The organism is Bacillus infantis (genome assembly GCF_008180445.1).
Lineage (GTDB): Bacteria > Bacillota > Bacilli > Bacillales > Cytobacillaceae > Bacillus_AB > Bacillus_AB infantis_B.
Map to the genome: position 1 here is coordinate 142,267 of NZ_VTER01000002.1, position 18,538 is coordinate 160,804.

An 18,538-nucleotide genomic window follows, 5' to 3' on the forward strand; every position below is an offset into this window, starting at 1 on the left:
TGACGTTCTTTTTATTGAATATATGTTCCAAAAGGAAAGCTTTCCTTCTATTTCAAAAATCACAGGAGGGATTATGTTGCATATATTGGAGCTTAATAGAGATGAGAAAAAGTATGATGGAATAGTAACAAAAATATGTGAAAGTAAAGATAAAAATACCAGGATCCTTTACTTCAACCTTTCAAAAAATAATGAAGAGATACCTCCTCATATTCACCCGCAAGGAGAAGATAGTGCTTATGTTCTTCAGGGTTCCCTAAGTTATTACATAGACTTGGACGAATGTATTACAGTAAAAGCAGGGGAATTGGTTACAGGGTGGTCAAACGTAATTCACGATTATAAAAATGTATCAGAGAATAATGTTCGTTTCCTTGTTTTTGCGACGCCTGAAGATAATTTAACCGTTTACCCAAGCATAGATAGTTCACAGATAGTAAAAATACCAATTCAAGAACGCCATTTCCTTTGTTTAGATAACAAAGTAAAAATCGCTTCTAATTTTACTACTTACAACACCATAGAAATTAGTGGAATATATTATGAAGAGAAAGAGGATGTCTTTAAGGTATTTTTAGACCTAGCCAATAACGTTTTGTATACTTTTGAAGATGAAGCTGTAGTAATCGAAAGTTTAACTCCTAAGCGGTTTTTGAGATTTTCAGAACGTAAAATATAATCACACACCTATACTTTAATAACAGAATTCATTGATATGAGTTTAACTAATGTCAGTTAGTACTTTGTGAATAAGTCCACTGTAAAGGTACTACCCCCTGATTCAGGCGGCCTTTCTAATTTTACAAAAGGGGCAGGTTAGCTCAAGAAGGAATTTAGGATACTATGCATAAATATATTAATAAAGACAACTACTTGGAGGAGGTCTGTTTGAAAAAACTAATCGTTTTATTTCTGGGTTTGTTGCTAATTGGATGCTCGAATACAAAACAAACAATCAAAGAAGATAACTGGGAAGAAAGTGCAACATTAGTTAGAGAAGTTATTATTACAGACGATGGACAAAAAGGGGAATTTGTTTTTCGTATCGGAGATAACGGTAAACTAGGATTTGGAGAGTATGGCCCTTTTATTGCAGGTCAGTCACAAAAATATATGTGGCATTTTTGGGGAGAGGAGAAAGTTCTAACTAAACCATTTAAAGTAATGGGAATCAGCAAAGAAACAGGTGAGGAAATAACAGTCTTCCAGTTACCAGCCAGTAATAATCTTGTTCCTAATACTGGAGCAGATCATCATCTTCCATCCTCAATGATGCTGCCAAGCCAAGGATTATGGAGATTAGAAGCCTATTTCGATGATAAATTGTTTGGGAATGTTGTTGTTAATGTTGAAGAACAATAAGTTTAACGAAAGGGTGAGTTAATTCGGGAAGGATTAACCGCCTTTTTTGTTGAAGTCCTTATCGAGCTAACGGGGCAGGTTAGTAAAATAGAAAATACCATTTTTTTGAAACTCACCCCTTGATTTTCCGTAAATATATATGCACATCTCGTAAAATAAATAAGTCATTCTAAATGGGGAGGAATTGATAGTGGAATTAAGTAATAAAAATCAAAAAGTCTCAAAAGTAGTATGGGCAATAGCTGGTGGACTTTTTGGTTCAGGAGTTGGAGCGATAATTGGAATAATAGCTTACAATAAACAATGGTTAGGATAAAAGACTAATTATCTATTCATTGTGAAAAATTGTACTTAAACTATTGGGTGCTTATGTTTCAGATCAGTTTCCAAACCCGGCAGCTTTTCTTATTTCATAAAAGGGGCAGTATTGTGGAATAAGAAATGCTGCCAATGTGTAGTAGACTCAAAAAGCGACACAAAAGGTATTCTATTTGGATACCTGGGATCAGCTGAAACTATTTACTGATGATTAGAGTTACTTGGAATTTCAGTATTATTTGCTTTTCGAACCAACATAATGTAAATTCTTGAGATCAGGAAGGTAGCTGTCAGTGTTATAAAGCTTATGTAGATATTCCAGCCTTTTTTGAACTTAATTAGACTGGTACGAGTTTCAAAAAAATATTCAAATAGTGTCATTGGAATACTGAAATAAAAGCATTTAGTAATTATACCAATCATATTTGAAGTCTTACTAACTTGGTTGTAATAAACACATGCTATTGGGAAAAGTAGATAATCAAAGATGAAGCTTATATCGAACCATTTAAATAAATTTACTGGATATATGATTTTTCCTTTTGTGACGGCTAATTTATCAAGAATTGAAGAGATAAATCCTTTAAAGAAGAAAATTAACATCCAGTCCTTTGTAGGAGGTTTCAATATAAGCTTAACGAACATAAACAGTCCAAAAATCAAGAAGATCCTTAAAATGTTCTTTTCAAATTTGAGTGTCATTGATTCTTACCTCGCGCTTTAGATAATTTTAACTTTAGGATTGGGAGAGTTTTTTAATTTGTCTGTTCGTATCAACTGCGATTTTTATAAGGATTGCACTAAACAAACTAGATAGTAATGCAGCTCCAACACCCATCCAGATAATTGAAAGTAGCTTTCCTTTATAGTTTGGGAACATACTCGTTCTCCTCCTTTGTCATAAATTTATGTTGTACAGAAGTGAAAAATTTATGTATTTAGTACATTTCAATGAACTCATCTTGTGAGAATACACAAACAAAATTGGGAACAGCACGAAAAAAAGTGTCATTGAAGAAATTCATTAAGAACTCTGCAAATCTGGGCGGCTTTCTTATTCCATAAAAGGGTGCTTATGATCAGGTTCCAGAAGCAGGCAGCTTTTCTTATTCCATAAACGGGGCAGGATTATTGAATACTAACAGTTCTATTATGAAAGATGTTAACAATAGGAAGTGATTATAAATGTCAGTCTTCATTCAAAATAGTCATATAAGCCTGATTAACTCGATTAAGTTTAATAAGAAAGATTTCACAGTGTTAAGTATTGGAGTTATGTTAAGAGATTTTGAAGGTTTTACTAACAATTTCATAAAAGCTACACTTAAATTTCCTTTATACTTGGTTTTACCAATGATGTTCATAGATGATGAGGAAGTAGGACAAATGAAACTGCTTAATATTGAATATCAAATAAATAAAAAAAGTGAATGGATGACTCTCAAAGTAGAAACAAATGCTCAATTAAAACTAATAATGGGATATTGTGAGTGGTCTGCTTGTAATGGGGTTGGCTCGTTTTTGTTTCAAGGTAATGGCATCCATTATGGTGATTTATGGCCAAATGTGGAATGGATTCATCCAACAGAGTTCCCTAATCTTGATTGGAAAAAGGTAGCAACATTCATTGATATACATGAAGTTGGATTCACTGTAATAACTAATGATAATAGAATCAATAGTACAATAAAAATGTTAAATTACATTCCAAAAGAGTACGAAATTGACCTTGATAAAAGTGATATTTAATTTCAGTGTTCTTAAAGTAAAGGGTGCTTATGTTCCAGATCAGCTGCTACACCAGGCAGTTTTTCTTATTTGATAAAATGGGCAGGTTAGCTCAATAAGACGGATAGAAATTCCGATATATCAAATATAAGTTTCAAAGGTGGGAAATAAATGCCGAGTAAGAATTTTAAAGAAGTTGGAGTAGATAGCCAATTAGTGGTTGTCCATTTTGACCCATTGGTTGTTGGATACTTTGTATGGTCTTATTTGCTGGGATCGGACTATTATTCTTTAGGATGAAGAAAAAATAAGCAATTGATGTTTCACTAAGGGGCTGAATTGAATCAAGAAGTGCTTTAATAAAAGATGGGGGCTAATTTATGAAAATTGAAGTGAAAGATGATGACAAGGTAATAATTAATGATTTTAAATTTTCTGGTCATATTGACAAAAACCAAAGCTGTTCTGATTGCAAATTTAATTTAGTATACTATGAAGATTTTGATGCTTATTTTTGCCCTCAATGTAATAACTGGACTGAATCCAAATGCAGTGACCCTTATTGTACATGCTGCCCTAATCGCCCTGAAAAACCTTTACCACACAAATAATACTTTCACTAACGGGTGCGTGATCCAAGAAGGATTGGCGGCCTTTTTTGTTGAATTCCTAATTAGCTAACGGGGCAGGTTAGTGAAAAAAGAAAAATATTACTTTACTACATAAGAGCAATGTTTAAATAAAGTGTCAGAAAGTTCTAAATAAAAATTTACCATCTTACAATATATGGTATATTTATTGCATAAAGAGAAAGGGTGAGTATATGGGAGTATGGAAGAATCCAATCCTTTTGGTATCAGGAATTGGAGTCTCATATTTAGGCAACTGGATGTACTTAATAGCACTGAATATTTCAATTCTGAATTTAACTGGATCTGCAGCAGCAGTTGCAGGGCTATTTATTATTAGACCTATCGCTATCTTGGTTACAAACACCTGGTCTGGTAGTGTTATTGATCGGGTAAACAAAAGAAAATTGATGATTCTTATTGATATTGTTAGAGGGGCATTGGTGCTTTTTATTCCTTTCATTGAGACATTATGGGTTATCTATTTGGTTTTATTGTTGGCTAATATGGTAGGAGCATTCTTCGGGCCGAGCTCATCTATATATATAACGAAATTAGTCCCATCCGAAAGTCGAAAGAGATTCAATTCAATTATGAGCATGACTAGTTCAGGTGCTTTTCTGTTAGGTCCAGCAATTGCAGGAATCCTGATTATGTATGTAGGCACAGACTTGTGTATCATTATCAATGCTATTACTTTTATCGTTTGTGCATTCTTCATTTATCTGCTTCCTAATGTAGATGAGAATTTGGATAATGTAAGAGATCCAATACGCTGGCAAACTCTTTTGGAAGACTGGAAAGCAGTTAGAAAGTTTGTTGTGAAAGCTAAATTTTTTGTATTAGTTTACTTATTATTTCAGGGAGCAATGTTAATCGGATTTGCATTAGACTCACAAGAAGTGACATTTATAAAGAAACAACTTCATTTATCAGATCGTGATTATGGTCTTATTGTAAGTATAACTGGTATTGGTGCATTAGCTGGAGCATTTGTGTCTGCACTGGTAGCGAAGAAAGTACAATTAAAAATTTATTTAGGGGCCGGGATGTTCTTAACATCGATAGGTTATTTATTATTTTATTCGTCATTTAGTTTTGGAACAGCAACGGCTGCCTTTATGTTTTTAGGTTTCTTTATGGCATTCGCCAATGCTGGTTATGCGACTTTTTTCCAAAATAATGTACCCGTAAATATAATGGGAAGGTTCGGAAGTATTGCTGATATGTTGCAAGGAAGTATTCAAATTGGGTTTACACTTATTTTAGGCTTTTTCTCTGAATGGTTCTCTCTACAAACAGTTTGTATAACATTTGCCCTGGTGGGGACATCACTTGCATTAGTTCTTTTTACGACAATATTAATGCCATCTAAAGCAGGTTTCTTTAGTGAGAATGAAAAGACAGTTAATGGTTAAGTGAGGCCAGGTGCAAAATCAAATAATCCTGGAGGAAATAAAAAAGTCGATAAAATTTGGTGATTTTTTATCCTCTTATTTTAATAACGATACGTTTTGGAGTGGTAACCTTGTATAGATATAATATTGTGTAGTGGAGTGAATATATTGGAATTCTTAATCATTTTAATTATAGGGATGTTATTCTTAGCAGTTGGTACTATAGCATTTTTCCCTCCTCCTAAATTACCTTGGAAGATAAGGTTTATCATTATCTTCTTCGGAGTCGGATTTACGTTGTATTCTATCCTGGGATTATTCGGTTTAGTACCTTCTTAAAGAAAAGGGTGCTTATGTACTAACGGTGCAGTTTAGTTCAATTTTATTGTTTCCACTTCCTCCCACAAGTACGGTTATTAATGTTAAAGTTAAAATATAGTAAAAGCTAGAGAAGGAAGGAGCAATTTTAATGGTGGTTGGTCTATTTGTATTAGGAATAATACTTCTGATTATAAGTTTTTTAACACCTATTGCCTCAGGAACAACTTTATTGATTTCTGTTTTATTATTTGCTACTGCAATCGTGCTCTTATATAAAAAAAGAAGAAGATTAAATTCTTGATTCTAAATTAATGGTTAGCGTTATTACAACAAACAGTCCCAAGTTATTTATTCACCAGAAGGGTGCGTTAATCTAATAAGGATTAGCGTTTTTTTGTACTAACGGGGCAGTTTAGTTGAAAAAGGACGAAGTAAATAGAAGGCTATAATACAAGTTGTATTCCATATAATCTCGTTTTGAAGGAGATGGCTATGATAATTGAAATGACTCAATTTAATATGGAGGATTTTAATAAACCTAACGAATGTTTCGTTGTTTCGGGGAGAATTATACCTACATTTGAAAACAATGTTTGGAAAAATACAGAGGAGATATTCTCTGAACCTTATTTCAAGATATATGAAGATGATGAGATTGATATCAGTTATATTGAAGAACAGGGGAAAATTGTATATTTCTATTATGATGAAAACGACTGCATCGGTCGGATTAAGATTCGTTCTAATTGGAATGGTTTTGCACTAATTGAGGACATTGCTGTTGCAACAAATTATAGAAAAAAAGGTGTTGGAACTGCTTTATTAAATAAAGCTATTGAGTGGGCAAAGGAGAATAACTTTAGTGGTCTAGTGCTTGAAACACAAGACATTAATGTTTCAGCGTGCCATTTTTACGCCAAAAATCACTTTGTAATAGGTGCAGTTGATACTATGCTTTATTCTAACTTTCCAACAGCAAATGAAATTGGATTTTTTGGTACTATAAATTTTAACTTATTGTAGTTTTAGTACTTGAATAATATAACTAATTGGTATTTGGTGGGGGCGTAGATCCAGGGAGGATTAGGTTTCCGTACTTTATTGCTAAACCTTATTGAACAAACGGGGCAGGTGTGTTGAACAAGCATAACTTAAAGTTATTTGAAACGTATGCAGCATTCAGGAAAAATACATAGATAAACATGATTTAGACGGGGGAGTAGAAGTGGATTTAATATTTGGAATAGCTATTGTATTAATAGTTTTTTTCTCTTCAAGCACTATTGAAAAAAGGTTAAAATCTATTGAAGAATAAAACAATCGTATAATAGAAATACTGCAAGAAATAAGAGATAAAAACTAAGTTGAAATCTCACACTAACGGCATATATGTTCCAGAACAACTGCCGAATTAGCAGCTGTTCTTATATTACAAAAGGGGCAGGTTTGTGCAAGAGAATACAACTTCCAGAGGCATTGGACACCAAAGATCACATAAAAAAGAGAGGATTATCTCCTCTCACATGGATTAATTATCAAAGATAAAACGATCCTGATATTTCCGTTCAGAATCTCCGTTTTGGTCTACGGTCCAAGTAACGATTACTTTTAATTTAGCTCCATTTAATAAAGGAAAATTGTTGTGATGAAAAGTGGGCGTTAAAAGTTTATCGCTTTCGATAGTAAATAATTCTATATCTGATTTAAGCTTTGGATCATCTCTAAAGGCTTCAATCCTAATTAACTTGATGTTTTTATTACCAATGTTCTTTAAATCCATCCTGTAACGATTATAGAGATTAGTATCTCTTGATTTGTTATTATTTGAAACAGGGCTATCTGGTTTTCCTATCTCCAAGCTCCATTGCTCGGACGTGACCTTTACCGGCAGCTTGTCAGGAGATACAGCAAATGCATTAATGGGAATCGATGTTAGAAGTAATGTTAAAATCAGAATTGAAGTATTGATTCTTCTCAAGGTTTCACACCCTTTTTTTCTTAGGGTGAATCTAACTTGAAAAAATATACAACCTAATTTAGAAATAGGCACCTTCCTAAATTAAAGCTGAATTTGTGAATAAGTGCACTTAAACAAACGGGTGCTTTAGTGTAACAAGTTACTACAAAAAAGGCTTAGAGCCGGAAATACTCTAAGCCTTTTTTGACTGCAAATATACTGTGATTTGTGTGTGGAATTTGCTGTGTGATTAGTCTGCGATTTAACGTTTTGTACCTCACCAGAAAACCCGTTCCGAATGTGGAGGCACGTTAATTTTGCAGCTCTCAGCCCCGCCTGTCAATGACCGCTAAAACCTCATCAATGCTGGCATGGTTTTCCGGTGAAGAATCAATATGCTTCCAGAGCAGCTCGCCATTTGATGAATAAAGCCATGTACCGCCCTGGATATATACATCCTGCGTCTTCATCGATTTCATCACAAATTGCTTCTGTTTTTCTTCATCCGGGATAAAGCCTTTCACTTGGCCGGTGACAAATCCAAACCCGGCCTTTGCAAGAAGCTTCCACTTCGGCATTGTCTGATGTCCCATTCCTTTATAGGCTGCCCTGGACGGATCGCCGTAGATCGGAAACGGAAAAGGTCCGAAATGCTCCAGGAACTGTTCAATGAACGCCCCTTTGGAAGGCGCCACTATTTTCACGTGAAACTTTTTATTTTCAATTTCTGCTATGCGCTCACGCAACTGCGCGAGATATTCTCTGCAGACTGGTCAGCCAAGGTGGCGGACAAAAACGAGCATCGTATCCTGCCCGCTGATTGCTTCACCCAAAGTGACTGTATCCTGCGAACCGGGGATCTCCAATTTGTAATCCATACCCATCCCTCTTTCAGAACAAATTTAATAGATTTAGCTCTATCATAACGGAAGAGGGGGCAATGGGCAAAAAAAGGGGATCGGGCAATGTGCTTGAAGGAAAATGCCAAAGTTTCCGAATCTGCCGTACTTTGGGACTCTCTGCCGGAAAAAAGCGCCCGATTCATTTACAGAATCAAGGCGCACTATTTTCTTAGTCATCACTGGCCAGAATACCGAAGATCCTAAGAATATTGATAAACAGATTGATAAAATCAAGATACAGATTCAGCGCCATGAGCGGCACTTCCTCAGCGCTTACTCCGTACTGCTTCATGCGGTTAAAGTCAAACAGGACATAGCCGCTGAAGACAAGCACGCCGATAAAGGAAAAAGCGAGCAATGCTGCGGAGTTTAACGGCCAGATCATATGAAAAATGGAGATGCAGATCAGAGCCAGCAGGGCAGCCATCAGCATACCGCCGAGAAATGAAAGGTCACGCTTGGTTGTGGTTGCATAAAAAGCAAGTCCGCCAAATACAACAGCTGTCGTTCCGACGGCCATCAGGACGGTATTAGCACCTGCTGTCGCAATATAATGCGCAATGATCGGGTAGGTTGTAATCCCCGAAATAAAGGTGAAGCTGTACAGAAAAGTGTAGGAAATCGCTTTTTTCTTTCTTAAGAAGAACGCTCCGATCAGCATGGCCAGCTCAAGGATGACGAGCGGCAGAAACAGCGCCGGGGGAATATAGACGCCAGCCATCGTCCCGAGAAAGGCAAATGCCAGTGACAGGGCAAAGGCTCTTAAAACAGATGGAAGATAGCCGGTGTTGGCAGTTTGTGCATACATATGTTTCACCTCATATGAATTGTTTACCTTTTATACGCAAAAAATTGCATAAGGTTTCAATTCATTTTTTCTTCTTTTAATAGATCACGGATCTCTTTCAGCAGTTCTTCCTTCGCATCAATGGTCGGTGCTTCCTCTACATGCTTCTCCTGTTCATGTCTGCTCTTCAGCCTGTTGATGAACCTGACAAAGAGGAAGATGGAAAAGGCGATGATGACAAAATCAATGATAGATTGGATGAATGCACCATATTTGATGGTAGCGTCCTCGATTTTTACAGACCGCTCGGAAAAATCAACCCCTCCGGTGAGCAGTCCGAGAAATGGCATGACAATATCATTGACGAGCGAAGTGACGATTTTTCCAAAGGCTCCGCCGATGATGACACCGACTGCCAGATCGACCACATTGCCTTTGATGGCAAATTTCTTGAATTCCTTCAGCATACAAGTCATTCCTTTCGTTATTATCCAAGTTGTATAGCGATAAAAGTTATTATACTTCCAAAAGGGCCGGTTGTTAAGGTGTGAGAAGCCTCGGCGCATGGTATTGACAGAATCCGGCTTTTTCACTATAGTTACAGAGGACAAAAAAATATACGACATTCCTGCATCATGCAGGAGAGGTTCATAGCAACAAACCCTCTATAAAAAACTATGGTTCTGATAAAATTGATCAGCCATATCCGCGGGGATATGGTTTTTATTTTTTTCGGGCTGATTTTTATATATCGAGGAGCCTCTCTTGTATGCGCAGTACCATATGAGGAGGCTTTTTTCTATGTCTGGAAGAAAAGATGAAGAATTGAAGGATGTTACTTTGCTTGGCAATCAGGGGACACAATATTTGTTTGAATACTCGCCGTCCATCCTGGAGGCTTTTGATAATAAGCACCCGAACCGCGATTATTTTGTTAAATTCAACTGCCCTGAGTTCACAAGCCTGTGCCCGAAAACAGGTCAGCCGGATTTTGCGACCATTTATATCAGCTACATCCCTGATCAGAGAATGGTGGAGAGCAAGTCACTGAAGCTGTATCTGTTCAGCTTCCGCAACCATGGCGACTTTCATGAAGACTGCATGAACATCATCATGAATGATCTGATTGAGCTCATGGATCCGCGCTATATCGAAGTATGGGGCAAATTCACTCCGCGCGGCGGCATTTCCATCGATCCGTATACAAATTACGGAAAGCCGGGGACAAAATATGAAAAGATGGCAGAGTACAGGATGATGAACCATGATCTGTATCCTGAAACCATTGATAACCGCTAAAAGGAGACATACATCTTGCTATTATATTTGAATGCCGCATTTGCCGGCCTGCTCATATTATCTAACATTCTTGCCGTCAAACTGTTCAGCCTGGGATCCTGGGCTGTGCTGCCGGCGGCTGTGATTGTTTATGTTTTTACGTATCCGATCACTGATATCATCGGTGAAGTTTATGGAAAAGAAGCTGCCAGGAAGACCGTGCTGGCCGGATTTGTAACACAGCTCCTGTCAGCATTTTTCATTTTTGCAGCGATCCATTTGCCTTCAGCGCCCTTCTTCGGGGCACAGGCAGAATTTGAAACGATCTTAAACGGAAGCTTCCGCATCACCATTGCAAGCCTTATATCTTACTTGGTCAGCCAAAACCTGGATGTGTACGTCTTCCATAAGCTGAAGGAAAAGCATGGCAGCAGGAAATTGTGGATCCGCAATAATCTGTCCACAGTCTCAAGCCAGCTGATCGATACTTCTGTGTTCATTCTGATCGCTTTTTACGGCACCATGCCGGCAGGGGCGCTCCTTGCGATGATCGGAACACAATATGTCTTTAAATTCCTTGTCGCGCTGATTGATACACCGCTGGTTTACCTGCTGGTCGGCATGGCCAGGAAAGAAAAAAAGCAGCCTGCCGAGCTGGCAGGCTGACAGCAGAATCTGCGTCATGAAAACAGCCTCTTGCCGGGGGCTGTTTTTTGATGCTGCCGTCTGATGGTGCCATTTATTGGTGCCAGGTACCATAAAAGGACAGATGTGGCCAAAGTGTCCACCGAGGGTACCTGGCACCGCAAAAAGACAAATGAGGCAAAAGTGTCCACCGGCGGTGCCTGGCACGTAAACCAAGTTTTTGTTTCTGGTTCGGTGTTTTTGGTTTACAATCAAGGTGGAAATAATTCTTAATTTTTCAGTGAAGGATAAATGGTATAGGGGGGGAAAGGACTTGGATAATAAAGCCGGGGGGAAGGATCCCCGTTTTAAGGTGGCGAAGAGGGAAGCCTGGATCGGGATCGGTCTTGTCCTTTTTAATTTTTTATGGTGGTTTGGCTTTGCTTACGGGATGGGATCAGGGCCTGTTGAAGAGTATACATATATCATGGGGCTGCCAGCGTGGTTTTTCTATAGCTGTGTGGCAGGATTTGCGGTTGTGTTTGTCCTTGTTTGGGCAGCCGTGAAGTTTCTGTTTAAAGAAGTTCCTTTCGATGACAGTGAAGAAGGGGGGAAGGCGGAATGAATATCAGTGTCATCATCCCGCTTCTTGTGTTCCTGGTGGCGATTTTTCTGGTAGGCTTCTGGGCGAGCAGGCATGTCCGAAAAAGTGATTCTTTTCTGCAGGAATACTTCCTCGGCGGAAGGGAGCTGGGCGGATTCATCCTCGCCATGACGATGATTGCCACTTACGGAAGCGCCAGCAGCTTCATCGGCGGACCCGGTGTCGCCTACACCCAGGGGCTCGGCTGGGTGCTGCTTGCGATGTCCCAGCTTGTGACAGGCTATTTTGTGCTGATGGTGCTCGGGAAAAAATTTGCGATTGTCGCCAGGCAATATAAGGCTGTCACACTGATCGACTTTTTAAAAGAAAGATATCAGAGCAAGTGGGTCGTGCTGCTCTCAGCACTCAGCATCATCATCTTCCTGTTCGCTTCCATGGCAGCTCAGTGGGTCGGCGGCGCCCGCCTGATCGAATCGCTGACAGGCCTTTCCTATGGGACTGCCCTGTTTATTTTTGCGGCATCGGTCCTTGTGTATGTCATCATCGGCGGCTTCAGGGCCGTGGCTGTGACAGATGCGGTCCAGGGGGTCATCATGTTTGCGGGGACCCTGATCCTTCTGATTGCGGTCATTATTGCCGGCGGCGGGATTGGAAATATCATCACAGATTTAAGGACGGAAAATCCGGGGCTTGTTTCGCCATACGGATTTGACGGGGGCTTGTCCCCGCTCTATGTTTCTTCCTTTTGGATTCTTGTCGGCGTCGGGGTGGTCGGCCTGCCGCAGGTGACAGTCAGGGCGATGAGCTACAAAAACTCCCGGGCCATGCACAGGGCGATCATCATCGGGACCTTTGTGGTCGGCTTCATCATGCTTGGCATGCATCTGATCGGCGTGTTCGCCCGTCCGATCCTGCCTGGTATCGAGGTGGGGGACAAGGTGATGCCGCTCATTGCCATGGAGGTCCTGCCACCGTGGCTGGCAGGGGTGGTATTGGCCGCTCCGATGGCAGCGATCATGTCGACTGTCGATTCTCTGCTCCTCCTCGTCAGCTCGGCTGTCGTGAAGGATGTGTATCTGAATTATATCAAGCCTGATGCAAGTGAAGGGAGAGTTAAGAAGCTGAGCCTCACCGTTACAGCGGTCCTTGGGATCCTGGTCTGCCTGATGGCGCTCAGTCCGCCGGATCTGATCATCTGGCTCAACCTGTTTTCCTTTGGAGGGCTTGAGGCCGCCTTCATTTGGCCGGTCGTCCTCGGCCTTTACTGGAGCAGGGGAAATAAGCATGGAGCCATTAGCTCCATGATCACCGGGGTAGTCTCGTATATCCTTTTTTATACATACTATCCGAACGCCTTTGGCATGAACACAGTCATCATGCCGATCATCCTGTCTTTTGCCGCTTACATGCTCATCAGCATGCTGACGGCCGGGACAGCACAGAAAGATATGGGGCAGACAGCCTGAAAAAAGACGGGACAGCTTATGCTGGTCCCGTCTTTTGTTATGTACTAATATTTTATCTTAAAGGAAGAAGACTGCTCGCCCTGGCCATCCAGTTCATCCACTTGCATCTGATCGATCGCCGAGAAAGGGTTCCCTCTCTTCAAATCCCTCATAAAAGAATCCAGCTGCTTTTTGTCTCCCATTGCCCGGATCTCCACAGAACCGTCATCCCGGTTGCGCACCCAGCCATTGATGCCGTATTGAACAGCTTTTCTCTGTGCGAAAAAGCGGAACCCCACTCCCTGCACCTTTCCGGAAACTATAATGTTCAAATGGATCATCTACTTCTCCTCCGGCACCATAATTACCTACATCGTCCCATAAAAGAGGGGCTAATGCAATATTCAAGAAGACGGAAAAAATTAAGTACGGCCCCCATAAAATCTTCCTGCCTAACGAATGATGTAGATAGTCTTTAAAAAGAAAGAAGATGGAAATACCTGCCTGTAAAAGAAGGGGTTAAAAAAGTTTCTCATTTTATGTTACAATTAGATTACAAACTGTTTAAAAACCAGTTAAAACAGATTTGTAGAATATAAATGTCTTTGTTAAACTTTAGAGATGTGACCGGCCATGACAGGGAAAAAGCGTCAGCCGGCATCAAAAACAAGCTTAAATGAGTGGGAGATAAAATGAATAAATATATATATGCAATGCTAATGGTGCTGTCAATGTTAACCGCCGCGTGCAGCAATCAGATCCACACATCACTGGCAGAAGAAATTTCGCACAAAACAGAGAAACAGAAAGATGACACTGCTATCCTGACGATCCAGACAGAAGGCAAGGATAAAAAGGATACTTCATGGCTTAAGGAAAAGTCCCTTTACCGCATTGAAGCGGCCGATGAAGGCCTGGCTTATGAAATCTATCTTTATGCGGAAAATGAAACAACCATCAAGCTTGAACAAGCAGGCGTTTTAGGAGATAAGCAGGACACGGTGCATGAAGGGAATTATTCAGTCTATATGGCCAAAAAAGGGGCAAAGTCTGCCTTTAAGCAGGATATTCTTTCATCCCTGCCGCTTGTTTTCAATGAAGAAGTAAAAGGGGCGTATCCGCTTAAGCTTGGTGATAAGACCCTGCTTGCCATCGTCCAGCCTGAGGGGGACAGCCGGTTCTCGGCAGAGCTGTACAGCATCCAGCATGGAGAGCTGAAAGTTGTCCAGTCCGGTTCCGGTGATGGAATCCAATCCATACTCGGACCTGAAATCAAGGCAATCAAACAGGAATACATCCAGACAGTCCAGTCCATTGATGACAATGAGGGATTGTTTTTTTCAACATGGGCATTCGACAAGCAAAAGCTGGAGATCAAACAGGTCAGCGAGACGGCCTACGACGATTCTGACATGAAAGACGGCCTGGGCGAAGGGGAAAAATGGTTTGAAATCTGGAGTGCAGCCGAAGAAAACTATCATCCGTTCTACAATATTCAGCTTGAAAAGGGCATAATCGATAAAGCCTCCCAAGGCATACTGACCGGAAGCCAATATCCGATCGGCACGAATATCAATGATGTCAAAAAGGCGAGCCCCCCTTCTATTGAAGCAGGGAAAAAAGGCAAATATGCGTACCTGAAATATCCGGAAGTAACGTATTTTTATGATGAAGCCACACAAGAGGTAGCGATCGTTTCAATTCCCGGAATCCGCCTGCAGTCAACACTTGCAGACATCAAGAAAATGTTCGGCGAGCCGTTCAGGGAGAGCAGAAGAGGAAAAGAGGTACTGGCGATCTATGCTGCCGGAAAATACAATATTGATGTGTATGCAGACCAGTCAGGAAAAATAAAGTCTGTTCAGCTGAGGAAGCTTTAAAGGATGCAGAAAAAATCCCGCGGGTGCATGGCCTGTTGAATGGAACAGTTAAACTGGCCACTGTTGGCCATAGTTCGAGAACGGATCTTTTAAACATCAAGGTTATTTTTTAGTATGGTATTTTAATTTGAGTCTTAAAATAAGCGGAGATTTTCCGGTTACGCTGCTGAATATGGCAAAAGTGGGTGTAAATAAGCGGAGAATTTCCGGTTAAGCGGAGCGAAGCAGCCCATTTTCCTGTTTTTTAAAACGATAAGGGGAATTTCTCCGTCTATTTGAGCTATTTTTAGAGTGTTTTTAAAAATAGGGGGAATTTCTCCGCTTATTTTTCAACTCATTCGGGTCCGGAAAGGTGCGCTCTTTAGGAAAAACCTCTTCAGAAAGAATACTTTTTCTCACGTCTTATAAGGATGGCAAGATCGCAGCGATATATGCGAATAGAGCTAACATAAAAAGCTGCAGGCCTAAATGGCCCGCAGCTTCCTTTTGTTATATATATTAAAATGCCCAGTCGCCTTTGCGGAAAACTGGCTCTGACTGCCCGTCTCCCTTGATGCCGTCAATATCCATTTCGGCTGAGCCGATCATGAAGTCGACATGTGTAAGGCTTTCGTTCAGGCCATTTTCAGCAAGCTCTTCAGAGGACATTTTTTTGCCGCCCTCGATGCAGAATGCATAAGCACTTCCGATTGCCAGGTGATTAGAGGCATTTTCATCAAACAAAGTGTTGTAGAAAAGCAGATTGGACTGTGAGATCGGTGAGTTGAACGGTACAAGGGCCACTTCTCCAAGATAATGGGAGCCTTCATCTGTCTCAACAAGCTGCTTCAGGATCTCTTCGCCTTCTTCAGCCTTCACATCCACAATGCGCCCGTTTTCAAAGGTAATCGTGAAGTTATCAATGATATTGCCGCCATAGCTGAGTGGCTTTGTGCTGGAAACATGCCCGTTGACACCGGTTTTAAGCGGAACGGTAAAGACTTCCTCAGTCGGCATGTTTGCCATGAACTCGTGGCCTTTTTCATTGACGCTGCCTGCCCCGACCCACAGATGCTTCTCAGGAAGCTCAATGGTCAAATCAGTGCCTGGCGCTGTATAATGCAGTTTTTTGAAGCCTTTGCTGTTCAGGTAATCGACTTTTTCATGCAGGGAAGCGTCATGATCCTTCCATGCCTGCACAGGATCTTCAAGGTCTGCGCGCGTTGCTTTAAAAATGGCATCCCAAAGCTTTTCCACGCGGCTTTCCTTAGGCTCGTCTGCGAATACTTTGTCTGCCCAGCCTTCAGATGGGACAGCGATGACCGTCCAGCTTACCTTGTCAGACTGTGCGTAGCGGCGGTATTTGCTCAGCGCTTTTCCGGCTGCTTTTTGGAAATTGGCGATACGCTCGGATTTGACCCCTTTGAGCAGGTCAGGGCTTGCAGATACGATTGACATGAACGCAGCGCCCTTCTCTGCGAGATCTTCCATTTCCTTGGCGCGGAATTCAGGATACTCTGTAAAAGATTCCTCAGGAGCCAGATCATACTTCAGGCGTGTCACTGTATCATCAGACCAGTTGACCACCACATTGGCTGCTCCTGTTTCATAGGCTTTTTTCACGGCAAGGCGTACAAACTCTGCTGCATCAAGTGCTGCATTGATTACAAGCGTCTGGCCCTCCTGGACATTGACGCCGACCTTGACTGCCAGCTCGGCATATTTTTCGAGATTTTGCTGGAATTGGCTCATATTATGTATCTCCTTTTTCAGAATCTTCCTCTACATTTTATCGGTTTCTGCGGGAAAAAGAAACAGTTTGGCCTGATTCCTTTTTTACGGGGAAAAACGCAAGGCTTCTAATAGGCACCGGCCATGGGGGCACCGGGATCCATCCCATCAGGCTATTTTAAAAATGAAAAAGCCGGCTTATCGCCGGCCTTAAATCGAGTTTTGTCTGGCAGGGTGCTTTTCCTGCTTTTCATATAATGCAAACATGAGCCAATAAAGAAATGCGCTTATGACTGCAAGCACCGCGAGTATAGCAAAAGTCCAGTCATAGCCGATCCAGACGGTCAGTGGAATCGATATGGGAGCGATCGTCTTCCCGACGGTAAAACGCAGGCTGGCTGCTGCAAAATACTGGCCCCTCATATGCTCCGGGGCGATGCGCGACACAAAGCTCTGCTGAAGCCCGACCGCCATCAGCTCTCCTAAAGTAAAGACGGCCATGGCAATGATCAGGCCCCAAATCCACTGCGTCTGCCCGAACATAATGATGCTGGCAGCGTAGAAAAGGGAAGAGGTGACAAATACATTCCGCTCTTTGAATCTGGCTACATATCTAGTGACAGCGACAGTGAACAATGCCACCAGGAATCCATTTTCCGAGAGCAGGACGCCAAAGGCCTGCTCGCCGTGGACAGTGAACGACCAGCTGCCGATGCTGAAGAGGGACTGGTTGTCGACGGCCTCTTTTGTATAAACAGGAATCAGCAGGTCCAGCTGCATGAATGTCTGGGCAGCAAGGACGCCTGCGATGATAAAAAGCAGGAAGGTCCTGTCCCTGAAAATGATGCCGTAATCCTTCACCTGGGCACCAAGGAAGCTGTACCATTTATCATTTTCCCCTGCGACAGCTGTATTCTCTGGTACTGTTTCGCGCGTCCATTTCGCGAGGATCAGGGCGAGCAGGATGCAGACAATGCCCGCGATCAAGAGGAGCTGTGAGCGGTACTGCACATAAAAGAGAGCCCCAAGGATCGGCCCGACAACCACCGCGATATTGATGGAAGTATAAAAGATCGCAAACACATCGCTGCGGTGCTTTTCCTCGACCACATCGGCCACCATCGCCTGGCTTGCCGGCCAGTAGAAGGCGCCGAACACTCCGACAAAGGTGAAGCAGATAAAGCCAAGCCAATAGGATGCGATGGAAGGGGAGCTGGCAATGGCAAACAGGATAAAGCAGATCCCCTGCCCGAAGGCCGACAGCACCATCATCGTCTTCCTGCCGAAACGGTCGGCGCAATAGCCGCCCATCAGGTTTGCCAATACAGAAAACACCTGCGATAAAATAAGCAGGAGGCCGGCCTTATCCTTGCCGAACGCCTCCGCAAAATAAATCGTCAAAAACGGAAAAAACATCCAAAACGTAATATTCATCAAAGATTCGCCGAACAGGCGCACCTTCAGATTAAAATCCCAATCTCTGATTCTCATGCTGAAATCCTCACTTCTCTGGTCACTATCGCTATCATACTACCTTTTTGAAAAAAATGACAGGTGCATGAGTGCTGTATTTTCTTTTGAAGAGAGGGTGAAGAT

Annotated in this window: 19 protein-coding genes and 1 pseudogene; 12 read left to right on the top strand and 8 right to left on the bottom strand. The window is 41.5% G+C overall.

Going from position 1 to position 18,538, the window contains the following annotated elements; genetic code table 11:
• Positions 1 to 73 precede the first annotated feature (73 nt).
• The 3 genes from FZD51_RS03120 (at position 74) to FZD51_RS26485 (ending at position 1,678) form a co-directional block, all read left to right on the top strand.
• Positions 74 to 679: a cupin domain-containing protein gene (locus FZD51_RS03120; RefSeq protein ID WP_187445611.1), complete on the top strand. Its 606-nt coding sequence runs from the start codon at positions 74 to 76 to the stop codon at positions 677 to 679.
• Between the two features lie 209 nt (positions 680 to 888).
• The gene (locus FZD51_RS03125) at positions 889 to 1,362 is read left to right on the top strand and encodes a DUF4871 domain-containing protein (protein ID WP_148973438.1); all 474 of its coding nucleotides are present in this window, start codon (positions 889 to 891) and stop codon (positions 1,360 to 1,362) included.
• A gap of 190 nt (positions 1,363 to 1,552) precedes the next feature.
• Complete coding sequence (locus FZD51_RS26485; protein WP_262380675.1) at positions 1,553 to 1,678, top strand: hypothetical protein; 126 nt, start codon at positions 1,553 to 1,555, stop codon at positions 1,676 to 1,678.
• 203 nt (positions 1,679 to 1,881) lie between these two features.
• On the opposite strand, the gene FZD51_RS26820 is transcribed toward FZD51_RS26485, so the two are convergent.
• Positions 1,882 to 2,382 carry a CBO0543 family protein gene (locus FZD51_RS26820; RefSeq protein WP_420886208.1) on the bottom strand — a complete coding sequence of 167 codons (501 nt, stop codon included), beginning with the start codon at positions 2,380 to 2,382 and terminating at the stop codon, positions 1,882 to 1,884.
• Between the two features lie 483 nt (positions 2,383 to 2,865).
• On the opposite strand from FZD51_RS26820, the gene FZD51_RS03130 reads away from it, so the two are divergent.
• The 4 genes and pseudogenes from FZD51_RS03130 (at position 2,866) to satA (ending at position 6,768) form a co-directional block, all read left to right on the top strand.
• Positions 2,866 to 3,429 carry a hypothetical protein gene (locus tag FZD51_RS03130; protein WP_148973439.1) on the top strand — a complete coding sequence of 188 codons (564 nt, stop codon included), beginning with the start codon at positions 2,866 to 2,868 and terminating at the stop codon, positions 3,427 to 3,429.
• A gap of 359 nt (positions 3,430 to 3,788) precedes the next feature.
• Entirely contained in the window at positions 3,789 to 4,019 is a 231-nt protein-coding gene (locus FZD51_RS03135; RefSeq protein ID WP_148973440.1) for a hypothetical protein, read from the top strand.
• A gap of 212 nt (positions 4,020 to 4,231) precedes the next feature.
• Positions 4,232 to 5,455: an MFS transporter gene (locus FZD51_RS03140; protein ID WP_148973441.1), complete on the top strand. Its 1,224-nt coding sequence runs from the start codon at positions 4,232 to 4,234 to the stop codon at positions 5,453 to 5,455.
• Between the two features lie 792 nt (positions 5,456 to 6,247).
• A pseudogene (gene satA / locus FZD51_RS03145) lies at positions 6,248 to 6,768 on the top strand (streptothricin N-acetyltransferase SatA).
• 515 nt (positions 6,769 to 7,283) lie between these two features.
• Here the strand turns inward: satA and FZD51_RS03150 are convergent.
• The 4 genes from FZD51_RS03150 to mscL all read right to left on the bottom strand — a co-directional run bounded on the left by FZD51_RS03150 (position 7,284) and on the right by mscL (position 9,868).
• A complete protein-coding gene (locus FZD51_RS03150; RefSeq protein ID WP_148973443.1) occupies positions 7,284 to 7,733 on the bottom strand; it encodes a hypothetical protein in 450 nt (149 codons plus the stop codon).
• Positions 7,734 to 8,038: 305 nt separating this feature from the next.
• Entirely contained in the window at positions 8,039 to 8,458 is a 420-nt protein-coding gene (locus FZD51_RS03155; protein WP_148973444.1) for an AhpC/TSA family protein, read from the bottom strand.
• A gap of 325 nt (positions 8,459 to 8,783) precedes the next feature.
• Positions 8,784 to 9,422, bottom strand: a complete 639-nt coding sequence (locus tag FZD51_RS03160; protein ID WP_148973445.1) for a Bax inhibitor-1/YccA family protein — start codon at positions 9,420 to 9,422, stop codon at positions 8,784 to 8,786.
• A gap of 56 nt (positions 9,423 to 9,478) precedes the next feature.
• On the bottom strand, positions 9,479 to 9,868 hold the full coding sequence (gene mscL / locus FZD51_RS03165; protein WP_129613992.1) for a large conductance mechanosensitive channel protein MscL: 390 nt from the start codon (positions 9,866 to 9,868) through the stop codon (positions 9,479 to 9,481).
• Positions 9,869 to 10,202: 334 nt separating this feature from the next.
• On the opposite strand from mscL, the gene queF reads away from it, so the two are divergent.
• The 4 genes from queF to panF all read left to right on the top strand — a co-directional run bounded on the left by queF (position 10,203) and on the right by panF (position 13,373).
• Positions 10,203 to 10,700: a preQ(1) synthase gene (queF, locus tag FZD51_RS03170; RefSeq protein ID WP_009792185.1), complete on the top strand. Its 498-nt coding sequence runs from the start codon at positions 10,203 to 10,205 to the stop codon at positions 10,698 to 10,700.
• 15 nt (positions 10,701 to 10,715) lie between these two features.
• Complete coding sequence (locus FZD51_RS03175) at positions 10,716 to 11,345, top strand: queuosine precursor transporter (protein ID WP_148973446.1); 630 nt, start codon at positions 10,716 to 10,718, stop codon at positions 11,343 to 11,345.
• 292 nt (positions 11,346 to 11,637) lie between these two features.
• A complete protein-coding gene (locus FZD51_RS03180; protein WP_094769790.1) occupies positions 11,638 to 11,928 on the top strand; it encodes a YhdT family protein in 291 nt (96 codons plus the stop codon).
• The gene (gene panF / locus FZD51_RS03185) at positions 11,925 to 13,373 is read left to right on the top strand and encodes a sodium/pantothenate symporter (RefSeq protein ID WP_148973447.1); all 1,449 of its coding nucleotides are present in this window, start codon (positions 11,925 to 11,927) and stop codon (positions 13,371 to 13,373) included. The genes FZD51_RS03180 and panF overlap by 4 nt, the downstream gene beginning before the upstream one ends.
• A 44-nt stretch (positions 13,374 to 13,417) precedes the next feature.
• Here the strand turns inward: panF and FZD51_RS03190 are convergent, their stop codons facing one another.
• Positions 13,418 to 13,693, bottom strand: a complete 276-nt coding sequence (locus FZD51_RS03190) for an acylphosphatase (protein WP_148973448.1) — start codon at positions 13,691 to 13,693, stop codon at positions 13,418 to 13,420.
• Between the two features lie 351 nt (positions 13,694 to 14,044).
• Between FZD51_RS03190 and FZD51_RS03195 the strand changes: the two genes are divergently transcribed.
• Positions 14,045 to 15,232 (top strand): DUF4309 domain-containing protein, encoded by a 1,188-nt coding sequence (locus FZD51_RS03195; RefSeq protein ID WP_148973449.1) that lies wholly within the window; start codon positions 14,045 to 14,047, stop codon positions 15,230 to 15,232.
• A 498-nt stretch (positions 15,233 to 15,730) separates the two neighbouring features.
• Here FZD51_RS03195 and FZD51_RS03200 read toward each other — a convergent pair whose 3' ends face one another.
• Together FZD51_RS03200 and FZD51_RS03205 are read right to left on the bottom strand one after the other, a co-directional pair.
• Entirely contained in the window at positions 15,731 to 16,963 is a 1,233-nt protein-coding gene (locus tag FZD51_RS03200) for an aminopeptidase (protein WP_148973450.1), read from the bottom strand.
• 189 nt (positions 16,964 to 17,152) lie between these two features.
• Positions 17,153 to 18,433 carry an MDR family MFS transporter gene (locus FZD51_RS03205; RefSeq protein ID WP_148973451.1) on the bottom strand — a complete coding sequence of 427 codons (1,281 nt, stop codon included), beginning with the start codon at positions 18,431 to 18,433 and terminating at the stop codon, positions 17,153 to 17,155.
• Positions 18,434 to 18,538: the final 105 nt, after the last annotated feature.

What these genes read in the sequence shown, in the direction of transcription:
- FZD51_RS03120 (WP_187445611.1), top strand. Translation starts at nt 74, where the DNA reads ATGTTGCATATATTGGAGCTTAATAGAGATGAGAAAAAGTATGATGGA.
- FZD51_RS26820 (WP_420886208.1), bottom strand. Translation starts at nt 2,382, where the DNA reads ATGACACTCAAATTTGAAAAGAACATTTTAAGGATCTTCTTGATTTTT.
- FZD51_RS03130 (WP_148973439.1), top strand. Translation starts at nt 2,866, where the DNA reads ATGTCAGTCTTCATTCAAAATAGTCATATAAGCCTGATTAACTCGATT.
- FZD51_RS03135 (WP_148973440.1), top strand. Translation starts at nt 3,789, where the DNA reads ATGAAAATTGAAGTGAAAGATGATGACAAGGTAATAATTAATGATTTT.
- FZD51_RS03140 (WP_148973441.1), top strand. Translation starts at nt 4,232, where the DNA reads ATGGGAGTATGGAAGAATCCAATCCTTTTGGTATCAGGAATTGGAGTC.
- FZD51_RS03160 (WP_148973445.1), bottom strand. Translation starts at nt 9,422, where the DNA reads ATGTATGCACAAACTGCCAACACCGGCTATCTTCCATCTGTTTTAAGA.
- mscL (WP_129613992.1), bottom strand. Translation starts at nt 9,868, where the DNA reads ATGCTGAAGGAATTCAAGAAATTTGCCATCAAAGGCAATGTGGTCGAT.
- queF (WP_009792185.1), top strand. Translation starts at nt 10,203, where the DNA reads ATGTCTGGAAGAAAAGATGAAGAATTGAAGGATGTTACTTTGCTTGGC.
- panF (WP_148973447.1), top strand. Translation starts at nt 11,925, where the DNA reads ATGAATATCAGTGTCATCATCCCGCTTCTTGTGTTCCTGGTGGCGATT.
- FZD51_RS03190 (WP_148973448.1), bottom strand. Translation starts at nt 13,693, where the DNA reads ATGATCCATTTGAACATTATAGTTTCCGGAAAGGTGCAGGGAGTGGGG.
- FZD51_RS03195 (WP_148973449.1), top strand. Translation starts at nt 14,045, where the DNA reads ATGAATAAATATATATATGCAATGCTAATGGTGCTGTCAATGTTAACC.
- FZD51_RS03200 (WP_148973450.1), bottom strand. Translation starts at nt 16,963, where the DNA reads ATGAGCCAATTCCAGCAAAATCTCGAAAAATATGCCGAGCTGGCAGTC.
- FZD51_RS03205 (WP_148973451.1), bottom strand. Translation starts at nt 18,433, where the DNA reads ATGAGAATCAGAGATTGGGATTTTAATCTGAAGGTGCGCCTGTTCGGC.